Below are 12,568 nucleotides of genomic sequence, written 5' to 3' on the forward strand. Positions count from 1 at the left end.
AAATGGGCCAGCGGTGTTGCCGTTCTGTAGGAGCCAGGCTTGCCGGCGAAGGCGTCCTTGAAATCGCCTTCGCCGGCAAGCCTGGCTCCTACGGGGAGCGGCGTGATTAGCTATCCAGCGCTTTGTATTTCTCGCGCAGGTGGTTGCGTATGTAGACCGCCGACAGGTTCAACGTGGCGATCACCAGCACCAGCAACAGCGCGGTGGCGTACACCAGCGGTCGGGCCGCTTCGACGTTCGGGCTCTGGAAGCCGACGTCATAAATATGGAAGCCCAAGTGCATGATCTTCTGATCAAGGTGCAGGTACGGGTAGTTGCCGTCCACCGGCAGCGACGGTGCCAGTTTCACCACACCTACCAGCATCAGCGGCGCTACTTCACCAGCGGCGCGGGCCACGGCGAGGATCATGCCGGTCATCATTGCCGGGCTGGCCATTGGCAGCACGATCTTCCACAAGGTTTCAGCCTTGGTCGCGCCAAGGGCCAACGAGCCCTCACGCACGGTGCGAGGAATCCGCGCCAGGCCTTCTTCGGTGGCCACGATCACCACCGGCACCGCCAGCAGCGCCAGGGTCAGCGAGGCCCAGAGCAGGCCCGGCGTACCGAAGGTCGGCGCCGGCAAGGCTTCGGGGAAGAAGATCCGGTCCAGCGAGCCACCGAGTACGTAGACGAAGAAGCCCAGGCCGAACACGCCGTAAACGATGGCCGGAACGCCTGCCAGGTTGTTCACGGCGATGCGGATAATCCGCGTCAGGGTGTTCTGCTTGGCGTATTCACGCAGGTAAACCGCCGCCAGCACGCCGAACGGCGTCACGATCATCGCCATGATCAGGGTCATCATCACGGTGCCGAAAATCGCCGGGAAGATCCCACCTTCGGTGTTCGCTTCACGCGGGTCGTCGGACAGGAACTCCCAGACCTTGCCAAAGTAGAAGCCGACCTTGGTAACGGTGCCCATGGCGTTCGGCTGGTAGGCGTGAACCACTTTGCCGATGCCGATTTCGAGCTCTTTGCCGTTGGCATCGCGAGCGGTGAGGCTGTCGCGGTTGAACTGGGCGTGCAGGTCGCTGAGGCGTGCTTCGATGTCCTGGTAACGGGCATTCAGTTCAGCCTTTTCTGCATCCATGTCCGCTTGTGCGGTGGCGTCCAGTTTGCCGGCCAGTTCCAGTTTGCGACTGTGCAGGCGGATGCGTTCCAGACCGGCGTTGATCGCGCCGATGTCGGATTTCTCCAGGGTCTTGAGCTGTGCCGCGAGCTTGTTGACGCGATCGACACGAGCCTGCAATTCCGGCCAAGCCGCTTCGCCCTCGGCGATCACCTTGCCGTCCTGTTTGACGTTGACCAGGTAACCGTAGAAGTTGCCCCACTCGCGACGCTCGATGGTCATCAGCTCTGGCGGCGTCGTCTGGTTAGTCAGCCACTCGCCGACGATCCAGGTGAAGTCGTTGCCGTTCAAGTCACGGTTGCCGACCTTGATCAGCTCGCGGGTCATGAACTCCGGACCCACATCGGGCACCGGCAGGCCAGCGCTTTTCAGGCGCTCGCGGGGCACTTCTTCTTTCTGCACCACTTCACCGATGACCAGGTGATTGGCCTGGCCCGGCACGTCGTAATTGGCGTGAATCAGGTCCGCCGGCCAGAAGTGGCCCAGACCGCGCACGGCAATCACTGCCAGCAAGCCAATGGTCATGATGACCGCGATGGACACCGCGCCACCGCTGATCCAGACGCCGGGGGCGCCGCTCTTGAACCATCCTTTCAGGGAGTTCTGTTTCACAGACTTCTACCTTTCTTAAAGCGACGAGTATTTCTTGCGCAGACGCTGACGAATCAGTTCCGCGAGGGTGTTCATGACGAAGGTGAACAACAGCAGCACCAGCGCCGAGAGGAACAGCACGCGGTAGTGGCTGCCGCCGACTTCCGATTCGGGCATTTCCACCGCGACGTTGGCCGCCAGTGTGCGCAGGCCTTCGAACAGGTTCATTTCCATGACCGGGGTGTTACCCGTGGCCATCAGCACGATCATCGTTTCACCGACCGCGCGGCCCATGCCGATCATCAGCGCCGAGAAGATGCCCGGGCTGGCGGTGAGGATCACCACACGAGTCATGGTCTGCCACGGCGTGGCACCGAGGGCCAGCGAACCGAGGGTCAGGCCACGGGGTACGCTGAACACGGCGTCTTCGGCGATGGAGTAGATGTTCGGGATCACCGCAAAACCCATGGCCAGACCGACTACCAATGCGTTGCGCTGGTCGTAGGTGATGCCCAGGTCGTGGGAGATCCACATGCGCATGTCGCCGCCGAAGAACCAGGTTTCCATGTACGGGCTCATGTACAACGACAACCAGCCCACAAACAGGATCACCGGGATCAGAATCGCGGCTTCCCAGCCGTCCGGCACTTTCAGGCGGATCGACTCAGGCAGGCGGCTGAAGATGAAACCGGCCACCAGAATGCCGACCGGCAAGAGCATCAGCAGGCTGAAGATGCCCGGCAAATGCCCTTCTACATACGGTGCGAGGAACAGGCCGGCGAAGAAGCCGAGGATTACCGTCGGCATCGCTTCCATCAGTTCGATCACCGGTTTGACCTTGCGGCGCATGCCCGGGGCCATGAAGTACGCGGTGTAGATCGCCGCAGCGACGGCCAGTGGTGCAGCCAGCAGCATGGCGTAGAACGCGGCTTTCAGGGTACCGAAGGTCAGCGGCGACAAGCTCAGCTTGGGTTCGAAGTCGGTGTTGGCGGCGGTCGATTGCCAGACGTATTTAGGCTCGTCGTAGTTCTCGTACCAGACCTTGCTCCACAGCGCGCTCCAGGACACTTCCGGGTGCGGGTTATCGAGCAGCAGCGGTTGAATTTTGCCGCCTGCTTCCACGATCACACGGTTAGCCCGTGGCGACAGACCAAAAATACCTTGGCCTTCGACCACCTGATCCACCAGCAAAGTGCGGTGGGCGGTGCTGTGGAACACGCCGAGCTTGCCGGAGGCGTCGAGGGCGATGAAGCCTTTGCGACGTTCTTCGGCGGTGATTTCAACGATGGGCGTGGTGCCCATCTGAAAGGTACGGATCTGCTTCAGACGCAGCTCGCCATCCGGGTCGCGGGCCATGAACCACTGGGCCAGGCCACCTTTGGAGTCGCCCATGATCAGCGAGATGCCGCCCACCAGTTGCGTACTGGCGGTGATTTGCGCTTCACCGTCTTCAAGCAATTTGTAGCGACCATTGAGGCTCTTGTCGCGCAGGCTGAATACGTCGGCCTGGGCGCGACCGTTGATCACGTACAGCCACTGCTGGCGCGGGTCGACGAAGATGTTCTTCACCGGCTCGGTCATTTGCGGCAGATCGATGCGCTTCTGCTCGGTGGTGACTTCGCCGGTCATCATGTTTTCTTCGCTGGTCAGCGACAGCACATTGAGTTGCGAACCGGTGGAACCAACCAGCATCAGCGTGGTGTCGGTGGCGTTGAGGCTGACGTGTTCCAGCACACCGCCCGCCTCGTTCAGCGCAATTGGGGTGTCGCCGTACGGGAAATCGATGGCCGGCGAGATGGTTTTCTTATTGTCCGGGTAGCTGACTTTATACGTGTGACGGAACACCAGCGCCTGACCGTTGGACAGACCTACCGCAACCAGCGGATGACCTGGCTGGTCTTCCCCGATGGAAGTTACGGTGGTGCCGGCCGGGATCGGCAGATCGACGCGCTTGAGTTCAGCGCCACTGTCGATGTCGAAAAACAGCGCCTGGCCCTTGTCGGAAACTCGCATGGCGACCTGGTTCTGTTCTTCCAGGGAAATCATCAGCGGTTTGCCGGCGTCTTGCATCCAGGCAGGCGTGATGGCGTCCTTGGCGGTCAGGCTGGCACCCTGGAATAGCGGCGCGACGACGTAGGCAAGGAAGAAAAAGATCAGCGTGATCGCGCCAAGAACGGCGAGGCCGCCGACGAGGACGTACCAGCGGGTCAGGCGATCTTTGAGCGCACGGATACGGCGCTTGCGTTTTAGCTCAGGCGTATTGAAGTCAATTCGCTTGGGGGGATTAGTAGTCATGGTGGAATTGGCCAGATCATTCATGCGCACACCCTAGCGATCCTGTATGACAGAAAGATGACAATGCAGTGACGCAACAAATCCGCCGCCAGAGGGTACTGGCAGAGGACCGGAAATTTTGGAGGGCGTAGGAGCTGTCGAGGGCACCGAGGCTGCGATCTTTTGATCTGGCTTTTAACTGCAAGATCAAAAGATCGCAGCCTCGTTTCACTCGTCAGCTCCTACACAGGTCCGGGGCGTGCCCCGGACCTAGGGTGTTACTTCTTTGCGACTTCAGCGCCGCCTTCCGCCAGACCCAGGTCAGCCAGTGCTTTTGCAGCAACTTTGGCCGGCAGTGGGATGTAGCCGTCTTTCACTACAACTTCCTGGCCCTGTTTGGACAGAACCAGTTTCACGAACTCGGCTTCCAGCGGGGCCAGAGGCTTGTTCGGGGCTTTGTTGACGTAAACGTAGAGGAAACGCGACAGCGGGTATTTGCCGTTCAGTGCGTTTTCTTCGGTGTCTTCGATGAACTCGGTGCTGCCTTTCTTCGACAGGGCTACGGTTTTCACGCTAGCAGTCTTGTAGCCGATGCCCGAGTAACCGATACCGTTCAGCGAGGAGCTGATCGACTGCACGACCGAAGCCGAGCCTGGTTGTTCGTTGACGTTTGGCTTGTAGTCGCCTTTGCACAGGGCTTCTTCTTTGAAGTAGCCGTAGGTGCCGGAAACCGAGTTACGACCGAACAGTTGAACCGGCTTGTTGGCCAGGTCGCCAGTCACGCCCAGGTCGCCCCAGGTTTTGACTTCGGATTTAGCGCCGCACAGACGAGTCGAGGAGAAGATCGCGTCGACTTGTTCCATGGTCAGGTGCTGGATTGGGTTGTCTTTGTGCACGAACACCGCCAGGGCGTCCACGGCAACCGGGATTGCGGTTGGCTTGTAGCCGTACTTCTGCTCGAAGGCAGCCAGTTCGGTGTCCTTCATTTTGCGGCTCATCGGGCCCAGGTTAGAGGTGCCTTCAGTCAACGCAGGTGGCGCAGTGGCGGAGCCAGCGGCCTGAATCTGGATGTTTACGTTCGGGTATTCTTTTTTGTAGTTCTCAGCCCACAGGGTCATGAGGTTGGCCAGGGTATCGGAGCCGACGCTGGACAAGTTGCCCGACACACCAGTGGTCTTGGTGTAGCTCGGGATCGACGGGTCAACAGCGGCGAACGCGTTGGCAGTCGCAACGCCAGCAGCGACAAAAGTCATTGCCGCCATCAAACGCTTCAGTTTCATGCCTTACTCCTAGCAGATAGGGTGTGTTAAGTCGGGGCCAAGTATCAGCAGGCCGTGTGAACACTCTATGGCTGAAATATGACAATTGGATGAAAGGCCAGCATCGACTATTACAAGATGATTCGCGTCATCGTTCTTCGCGGGCAAGCCTCGCTCCTACAAGTCCGTGTGATCTGTAGGAGCGAGGCTTGCCCGCGAAGGCGTCGGTACAGCCAATACGAGAAGTCGGCTTAACGCCCCTTCTTCCAAAGATAAGCACCCACCAAAATCCCCACCCCACAAATAATCGCCACGTAGTAGGCAGGCCCCATCGGGCTTTCCTTGAGCAGCAACGTCACGATCATCGGGGTCAACCCGCCGAATATCGCGTAGGCCAGGTTGTAGGAGAACGACAGGCCGCTAAAGCGCACCACCGCCGGGAAGGCTTTGACCATCACGTACGGCACAGCGCCGATGGTGCCGACCAGCAGGCCAGTCACGGCGTACATCGGGTACAACCAATCGGGGTGGTTGAACAGGCTGTGGTAGAAGGTCCACGAACTCAGCAACAGCAATGCACTGCCGAACACGAACACCCGGCCCGCGCCGAAGCGATCCGCCAGCGCGCCCGACGCCACGCAACCCAGGCTCAGGAACACGATCGCCAGGCTATTGGCCTGCAACGCGGTGGTCGGCGAGAAGTGGTAGACGGTTTGCAGCACGGTCGGGGTCATCAGGATGACCACGATGATGCCGGCGGACAGCAGCCAGGTCAGCAGCATGGAAATCAGGATCGCCCCGCGATGGTCACGCAACACCGCGCGCAGCGGCACTTCTTCGGCCAGGGCCTTGCGCAGTTGCAGTTCGGCGAACACCGGGGTTTCGTGGAGCCAGCGGCGCAGGTAGACCGAGAACAGACCGAATACGCCGCCCAGCAGGAACGGGATCCGCCAAGCGTAATCCGCCACTTCCACCGGGGTGTAAATACTGTTGATTGCCGTGGCCACCAATGAGCCCAGCAGGATGCCAGCCGTCAGACCGCTGGTCAGGGTGCCGCAGGCATAGCCAATGTGCCGCTGCGGCACGTGTTCGGAAACGAAGACCCAGGCGCCCGGCACTTCACCGCCAATCGCCGCGCCCTGGATCACCCGCATCAGCAGCAACAGGATCGGCGCCCACATGCCGATCTGCGCGTAGGTTGGCAGCAGGCCCATGATCAGGGTCGGCACGGCCATCATAAAAATGCTCAGGGTGAACATCTTCTTGCGCCCCAGCAGGTCGCCGAAGTGCGCCATGACGATGCCGCCCAGCGGCCGCGCCAGGTAGCCGGCTGCGAAGATGCCGAAGGTCTGCATCAGGCGCAACCACTCGGGCATGTCGGCCGGGAAGAACAGCTTGCCGACCACCGTGGCGAAGAATACGAAGATGATGAAGTCGTAGAACTCCAGCGCACCGCCCAGGGCAGACAGCGACAGGGTCTTGTAATCGTTGCGGGTCAACGGACGTGCGGATTGCGTTGGCTGCGCAGTGCTCGAGGGCGCTGTGGTCATGGCAAGGGCTTCTCTTATAGTCGGATCTGCAACCCCAACAACGCTGGCGGAGGCTTGGGCAGGTCCGGCACGATAGCAAATTGTTCGAAAAAGCACATAGAGGTGCGTATTTGACGGTCGAAATGAGAACCGGACGGTCGTCTCGGAGTCTACCGACCGATATACTCGCAATCTTGCAACAGTTTGTAAGGGTTGCTGTGCGAAAACGCCTGCCAGGCTCCACAGGCGATTTCGCAGAGTTTCCCTTTAGGCGCCTTACGAAAAACGTAACGAACGTAGTATGTTCGGGCTGAATCGTTTTTCTTGAAGACGGCTATTCACCTGAAAGACCAACGTAGAGTCACGGGTCAGAGGCACCCCCGGCATGATAGAGCTCGAACAAGAAGATCCAATCCCGCAAGGCGACCTGGCCCTGCAAATCACCGCGCTCCCACGCGAAACCAACGGCTTTGGCGATATTTTCGGCGGCTGGCTGGTGGCGCAGATGGATTTGGCCGGTACCGCAATGGCCAGCAAAGTCGCCGGTGGCCGCGTGGCGACCGTTGCGATCGACCGCATGGCGTTCCTGGTTCCGGTGGCGGTGGGCGCTCAGCTCTCCTTCTATACCCAGGCGCTGGAAATCGGCCGCAGCTCGATCCAGATGATGGTCGAGGTCTGGAGCGACGATCCGTTGTCCAGTGAGTGGCGTAAAGTGACTGAGGCGGTATTTGTGTTCGTGGCCATCGACGGCAGCGGTCGGACCCGTTCGTGCCCGCCAAGAGCGCGTTAAACACAGCGCGCATTTTGCGGTCCATTGCAGTCCTGTTCCAAATTGAGAGTTGTCCCCATGAGCACGCCAAACGTTGAAGCCGTCAAACTGGATGAACTGAACTGCTGGCGCATTCGCCACGATCAGGCCGAATTGCTGGTGGCCCAGCAAGGCGCGCACATCCTCAGTTATCAATTGGCCGGGCAACCGCCGTTGATCTGGCTCAACGACGAGGCTGTGTTCAAGACCGGCAAGAGCATCCGCGCTGGTGTGCCGGTGTGCTGGCCGTGGTTTGGTAACTTTGCACGCAACCCGCCGAGCGTTCAGGCGATGCGCGTCAGCAACGAACCGGCCGGCGCTCACGGTTTTGTCCGGGCGACGGATTGGGAATTGGGTGGCATCGAAGCCGAAGGCGAGAGCCTGAAGGTGGACTTCGTCCTGCCCTACCCCGAAGGCGGCTTCCCGGGCTGGCCACATCAGGTGGATCTGACGTTGAGCATTCGCCTGGATGAGCAATTGCACATCAGCCTGACCAGCCATAACCGCGGCACCGAAACCGTATCGATCAGCCAGGCGCTGCACAGTTATTTCGCCGTCAGCGATGTGCGCAACGTGCAGGTCGAGGGGCTTGATGGCTTGAGTTACATCGATACGACGAAGGACTGGGCCACGGCCACGCAGACCGGCGATCTGGCTTTCACCGGCGAGACGGATCGTATCTACCTCAATACCCCGGCCAAGCTGAGCATTGTCGACCCGGCCTGGGAGCGGCGCATCGAGCTGACCAGCAGCGGTTCGCGCACGGCGGTGATCTGGAACCCGTGGATTGATCGCGCAGCGGCGTTCAGCGACATGGCCGACGATGGCTGGCAACGCATGCTATGCATTGAGACGGCGAATGTGATGGATGATGTAGTGAACCTGGCGGCGGGTGCCAGTCATACGCTCGGCGTGAGCATCGCCAGCAAACCGCTGTAAGCAACACCGCAAAACAATTGTGGGAGCGGGCTTGCTCGCGAAGAGGGCGTAACATTCAACATCATCGTTGACTGATACACCGCTTTCGCGAGCAAGCCCGCTCTCACATTTGATCTTTGCCAGGCTGACTGGCGCTTACAAATCCGACTCTTTCACTACACGAACCTTCGCCGCATCCAGCGCATACGCCGCATCAGCCAGGTCGTTGTTGACCTTCTCGATCTTCAGCGTGCCCGTCACCCACAGCGGTGTGTAGATATCGTCCAGCTTCAAACCTTTCGGATAACGCACCAGCACCAATTGGTTGGGCGGCGGTGGCGGCACGTGGATGCAGGCGCCCGGGTAGGGCACGAGGAAGAACAGCGTGCTGCGGCCCTTGGCGTCGGATTCCAGCGGCACCGGATAACCACCGATGCGGATGTTCTTGTCGTTCATCGACGGCACGGTTTTGGTCGAATACATCACCGCGGGCAAACCCTTGCTCTGCTTCATGCCACCTTTTGAAGTAAAGGTGCCATCGCCTTCGGGGGTGTTGTGGTCGATTTCGGGCATGGCTTCGAGGGCTTTCTGGTCCGACTTGGGCATCAGTTCAAGCCAATCGGTTTCCGGCAGTTCGCCGGCATGGGCAAGTCCCGCACCCAGTAAAAGGAAAGTCAGCAGAAGACGGCGCATGGAGGTGCTCGACAAAGAAAAGGACGGTGCAACGGCGAGCATTCTAGCCCTCTCGGCCTGCGCAGCCGAGAGGACTTTGTCGCTTGAATCAGTTTCTTTTGATCAGGCCGTAGATCACCAGCAACACGATCGCACCGACCAGTGCACCGATGAAGCCTGCGCCTTGGCCAGCCTGGTAAATGCCCAGCGCCTGGCCGCCATAGGTGGCCGCCAGCGAACCGCCGATACCGAGCAGGATGGTCATGATCCAACCCATGCTGTCATCGCCCGGTTTCAGGAACCGAGCCAGCAGGCCGACGATCAAGCCGATAAAGATGGTTCCGATAATTCCCATGGCATTTCCCTCTGATTGGTTGGTTATGCGAAAGCCTAGTCAGACTTTGGCATCCTGCCATCAGAGAACGGCGGACACTGAAGGTTCCGCCGCTGCCACATGAAACTATTCGGCGATGAGGGCTTCGACCTTAAGGATCTGCGCCGCCAGCGTCTCGCGATCTGCACAACGCAGATTGGCGTGACCGACCTTGCGGCCGACCTTGAACGCCTTGCCATAGTGGTGCAAATGGCAATCGTCGATGGCGATGACTTTCTCTACCGGCGGAACAACGCCGATGAAGTTGAGCATCGCGCTCTCGCCGATCTTGGCCGTCGAACCCAGCGGCAGACCGGCAACGGCCCGCAGGTGGTTTTCGAACTGGCTGCACTCGGCGCCTTCGGTGGTCCAGTGCCCGGAGTTGTGCACGCGCGGGGCGATTTCGTTGGCCTTGAGACCACCGTCGACTTCAAAGAATTCGAACGCCATCACGCCGACGTACTCCAGTTGCTTGAGCACCCGGCTGGAATAATCTTCAGCCAGGGCTTGCAGCGGGTGATCGGTGCTTGCCACGGACAGCTTGAGGATGCCGCTGTCGTGGGTGTTGTGAACCAGCGGATAGAAGCGGGTTTCGCCATCGCGGGCACGCACGGCAATCAGCGAGACTTCACCGGTGAATGGCACAAAACCTTCCAGCAGGCAGGCCACGCTACCCAGTTCGGCGAAGGTGCCGACCACGTCTTCCGGTTTGCGCAGGACTTTCTGGCCCTTGCCGTCGTAACCCAGGGTGCGGGTTTTCAACACGGCCGGAAGACCGATCGACGCCACGGCAGCGTCCAGATCCGCTTGCGACTGAATGTCGGCGAACGCCGGGGTGGGAATCCCCAGGTCCTTGAACATGCTCTTCTCGAACCAGCGATCACGAGCGATGCGCAGGGCTTCGGCGCTCGGGTAGACCGGGACGAACTGCGACAGGAAGGCCACGGTTTCGGCCGGGACGCTTTCGAACTCGAAAGTCACCAGATCGACTTCATCGGCCAGCTGACGCAGGTGATCCTGATCGCCGTAATCGGCCCGCAAATGCTCGCCCAATGCGGCGGCACAGGCATCCGGAGCCGGGTCCAGGAAAGCGAAGTTCATGCCCAGCGGAGTACCCGCCAGCGCCAACATGCGACCCAACTGGCCGCCACCGATTACACCGATCTTCATCGTCAACAACCTCAGGCGATGCGTGGGTCTGGATTGTCCAGGACGCTGTCTGTCTGCTCAGCACGGAAAGTTTTCAGCACCGCATGGAACTGCGGGTGCTTGGCGCCCAGGATACTTGCCGACAGCAGGGCTGCGTTGATCGCACCCGCCTTGCCGATGGCCAGGGTGGCAACCGGGATGCCCGCAGGCATCTGCACGATCGACAGCAGCGAATCGACGCCCGAAAGCATCGACGACTGCACGGGAACGCCCAGCACCGGCAAGTGGGTCTTGGCCGCACACATGCCAGGCAGGTGGGCTGCGCCACCGGCACCGGCAATGATCACCTCGATGCCACGCGCCTCAGCCTCTTCGGCGTACTGGAACAGCAGGTCCGGGGTGCGGTGGGCAGAGACCACTTTCACCTCGTAAGGAATGCCGAGCTTTTCCAGCATATCGGCGGTGTGGCTAAGGGTGGACCAATCGGACTTGGAGCCCATGATCACGCCAACCAGTGCACTCATCGTCGTGCCTCTTCTCTCTGGGCGCCCGCAGGCGCGTCAAAAAACAACAAGCCACGCAATTTGCGTGGCTTGATTGTACGAAAAATGGCCGGACGAACCGGCCGAAGGCCGCGCAGTATACCTCAATGAAGCAGATAAACAGCCCCCGAAACGACCATCTGTCATACGGCGCAAAGTACCGGTTTTATTGACTTAAGAGTCAGTCAACTACACCACCATTTCCTTGTGGGAGCGGGCTTGCTCGCGAAGGGGCCGTGTCAGGCAACATCAATGTCGACTGACCCACCGCATTCGCGAGCAAGCCCGCTCCCACAGGGGTTAGTTGGTGTGGCTAAGAACCCTGCGCCGCACCACCTTCCAGCTTGCGCCACAGCAACCGCACGTTCGCCTTGCGCACCAGCGCGCAGCGATACAAACGAATCTCCAGCGGCACATGCCACTGCGGGCCGCCGCACACCACCAATTCACCGCGAGCCAGTTCGGCGCGCACGCTCAATTGCGGCACCCAGGCAATGCCCAACCCCTCCAGCGCCATGCTTTTCAGGCTGTCGGCCATGGCGGTCTCATAGATGGTGGTAAACCTCAGGGCACGCTGGCGCAGCAGCATGTTCACCGAACGCCCGAGAAACGCCCCGGCGCTGTAGGCGAGCAACGGCACGCTGGCCTCGCCTTCCAGGTCGAACAGCGGCTTACCGTCGGCGTCCGCTGCGCACACCGGCAGCATTTCAGTCTGACCCAAATGCAGCGACGGGAAAATTTCCGGGTCCATCTGCATCGCCGCGTCCGGGTCGTAGAACGCCAGCATCAAGTCGCAACCGCCCTCGCGCAGCGCGTGCACGGCGTCGCCGACGTTGGTCGCCACCAGACGCGTGGCAATGTTCAGACCTTCGTTGCGCAATTGCGCGATCCAGCGCGGGAAAAATCCCAGCGCCAAGGAGTGAGCAGCCGCAACCTGCATCACTTCGCCCTGCCCGCCTTCCAGATGATGGAGATGACGCAGCACTTCGCCCAGTTGCTCGACCACCGTTCGTGCAGTCACCAGAAACAACTGCCCGGCCGCCGTCAGCTCCACCGGCGTGCGCGATCGGTTGACCAATTGCAGCCCCAGCGCAGCCTCCAGGCTACGGATTCGCCGGCTAAATGCAGGCTGGGTCACGAAGCGGCGTTCGGCAGCCTGGGAGAAGCTGCGGGTGGCGGCCAGGGCACTAAAGTCCTCCAGCCATTTGCTTTCCAGATTCATCACGTCCTCCCGGACACGCACCAAATTAGGTCACACGCTCGCCGCACGCGCGGCGTCACATGGGCA

At 60.3% G+C, this 12,568-nt stretch carries 11 protein-coding genes; 2 read left to right on the plus strand and 9 right to left on the minus strand.

Features of this window, described 5'->3' with window-relative positions:
* Positions 1-106 precede the first annotated feature (106 nt).
* The 4 genes from pstA to ACWIKB_RS02700 form a co-directional block, all read right to left on the minus strand.
* A complete protein-coding gene (gene pstA / locus ACWIKB_RS02685) occupies positions 107-1,777 on the minus strand; it encodes a phosphate ABC transporter permease PstA (RefSeq protein ID WP_475265206.1) in 1,671 nt (556 codons plus the stop codon).
* A gap of 15 nt (positions 1,778-1,792) precedes the next feature.
* Entirely contained in the window at positions 1,793-3,826 is a 2,034-nt protein-coding gene (locus tag ACWIKB_RS02690) for an ABC transporter permease subunit (protein ID WP_475265391.1), read from the minus strand.
* 482 nt (positions 3,827-4,308) lie between these two features.
* Positions 4,309-5,310, minus strand: coding sequence for a phosphate ABC transporter substrate-binding protein PstS (locus tag ACWIKB_RS02695; RefSeq protein ID WP_475265207.1), 1,002 nt, complete (start codon positions 5,308-5,310; stop codon positions 4,309-4,311).
* 230 nt (positions 5,311-5,540) lie between these two features.
* Positions 5,541-6,839 (minus strand): MFS transporter, encoded by a 1,299-nt coding sequence (locus ACWIKB_RS02700; RefSeq protein WP_475265208.1) that lies wholly within the window; start codon positions 6,837-6,839, stop codon positions 5,541-5,543.
* 364 nt (positions 6,840-7,203) lie between these two features.
* Here ACWIKB_RS02700 and ACWIKB_RS02705 point away from each other — a divergent pair, with 364 nt between their 5' ends.
* Together ACWIKB_RS02705 and ACWIKB_RS02710 are read left to right on the plus strand one after the other, a co-directional pair.
* The gene (locus tag ACWIKB_RS02705; protein ID WP_054048323.1) at positions 7,204-7,608 is read left to right on the plus strand and encodes an acyl-CoA thioesterase; all 405 of its coding nucleotides are present in this window, start codon (positions 7,204-7,206) and stop codon (positions 7,606-7,608) included.
* A gap of 57 nt (positions 7,609-7,665) precedes the next feature.
* Entirely contained in the window at positions 7,666-8,565 is a 900-nt protein-coding gene (locus tag ACWIKB_RS02710) for a D-hexose-6-phosphate mutarotase (RefSeq protein ID WP_475265209.1), read from the plus strand.
* Positions 8,566-8,700: 135 nt separating this feature from the next.
* Here ACWIKB_RS02710 and ACWIKB_RS02715 read toward each other — a convergent pair whose 3' ends face one another.
* The 5 genes from ACWIKB_RS02715 to ACWIKB_RS02735 all read right to left on the minus strand — a co-directional run bounded on the left by ACWIKB_RS02715 (position 8,701) and on the right by ACWIKB_RS02735 (position 12,502).
* Positions 8,701-9,237, minus strand: coding sequence for a DUF3299 domain-containing protein (locus tag ACWIKB_RS02715; protein WP_475265210.1), 537 nt, complete (start codon positions 9,235-9,237; stop codon positions 8,701-8,703).
* Positions 9,238-9,325: 88 nt separating this feature from the next.
* Positions 9,326-9,571: a GlsB/YeaQ/YmgE family stress response membrane protein gene (locus ACWIKB_RS02720; protein WP_003187057.1), complete on the minus strand. Its 246-nt coding sequence runs from the start codon at positions 9,569-9,571 to the stop codon at positions 9,326-9,328.
* A 105-nt stretch (positions 9,572-9,676) separates the two neighbouring features.
* Positions 9,677-10,759 carry a 5-(carboxyamino)imidazole ribonucleotide synthase gene (locus tag ACWIKB_RS02725; RefSeq protein WP_163910605.1) on the minus strand — a complete coding sequence of 361 codons (1,083 nt, stop codon included), beginning with the start codon at positions 10,757-10,759 and terminating at the stop codon, positions 9,677-9,679.
* Positions 10,760-10,770: 11 nt separating this feature from the next.
* A complete protein-coding gene (gene purE / locus ACWIKB_RS02730; protein WP_019694319.1) occupies positions 10,771-11,262 on the minus strand; it encodes a 5-(carboxyamino)imidazole ribonucleotide mutase in 492 nt (163 codons plus the stop codon).
* A gap of 331 nt (positions 11,263-11,593) precedes the next feature.
* Positions 11,594-12,502, minus strand: coding sequence for a LysR substrate-binding domain-containing protein (locus ACWIKB_RS02735; protein ID WP_475265211.1), 909 nt, complete (start codon positions 12,500-12,502; stop codon positions 11,594-11,596).
* Positions 12,503-12,568: the final 66 nt, after the last annotated feature.

Source organism: Pseudomonas sp. 5Vm1k (genome assembly GCF_056161485.1).

Bases quoted from the DNA above. Each gene is read 5' to 3' on its own strand.
- ACWIKB_RS02715 (WP_475265210.1), bottom strand. From the start codon at position 9,237: ATGCGCCGTCTTCTGCTGACTTTCCTTTTACTGGGTGCGGGACTTGCC.
- ACWIKB_RS02710 (WP_475265209.1), top strand. From the start codon at position 7,666: ATGAGCACGCCAAACGTTGAAGCCGTCAAACTGGATGAACTGAACTGC.
- ACWIKB_RS02725 (WP_163910605.1), bottom strand. From the start codon at position 10,759: ATGAAGATCGGTGTAATCGGTGGCGGCCAGTTGGGTCGCATGTTGGCG.
- purE (WP_019694319.1), bottom strand. From the start codon at position 11,262: ATGAGTGCACTGGTTGGCGTGATCATGGGCTCCAAGTCCGATTGGTCC.
- ACWIKB_RS02695 (WP_475265207.1), bottom strand. From the start codon at position 5,310: ATGAAACTGAAGCGTTTGATGGCGGCAATGACTTTTGTCGCTGCTGGC.
- ACWIKB_RS02705 (WP_054048323.1), top strand. From the start codon at position 7,204: ATGATAGAGCTCGAACAAGAAGATCCAATCCCGCAAGGCGACCTGGCC.
- ACWIKB_RS02720 (WP_003187057.1), bottom strand. From the start codon at position 9,571: ATGGGAATTATCGGAACCATCTTTATCGGCTTGATCGTCGGCCTGCTG.
- ACWIKB_RS02735 (WP_475265211.1), bottom strand. From the start codon at position 12,502: ATGAATCTGGAAAGCAAATGGCTGGAGGACTTTAGTGCCCTGGCCGCC.
- ACWIKB_RS02700 (WP_475265208.1), bottom strand. From the start codon at position 6,839: ATGACCACAGCGCCCTCGAGCACTGCGCAGCCAACGCAATCCGCACGT.
- ACWIKB_RS02690 (WP_475265391.1), bottom strand. From the start codon at position 3,826: ATGCAAGACGCCGGCAAACCGCTGATGATTTCCCTGGAAGAACAGAAC.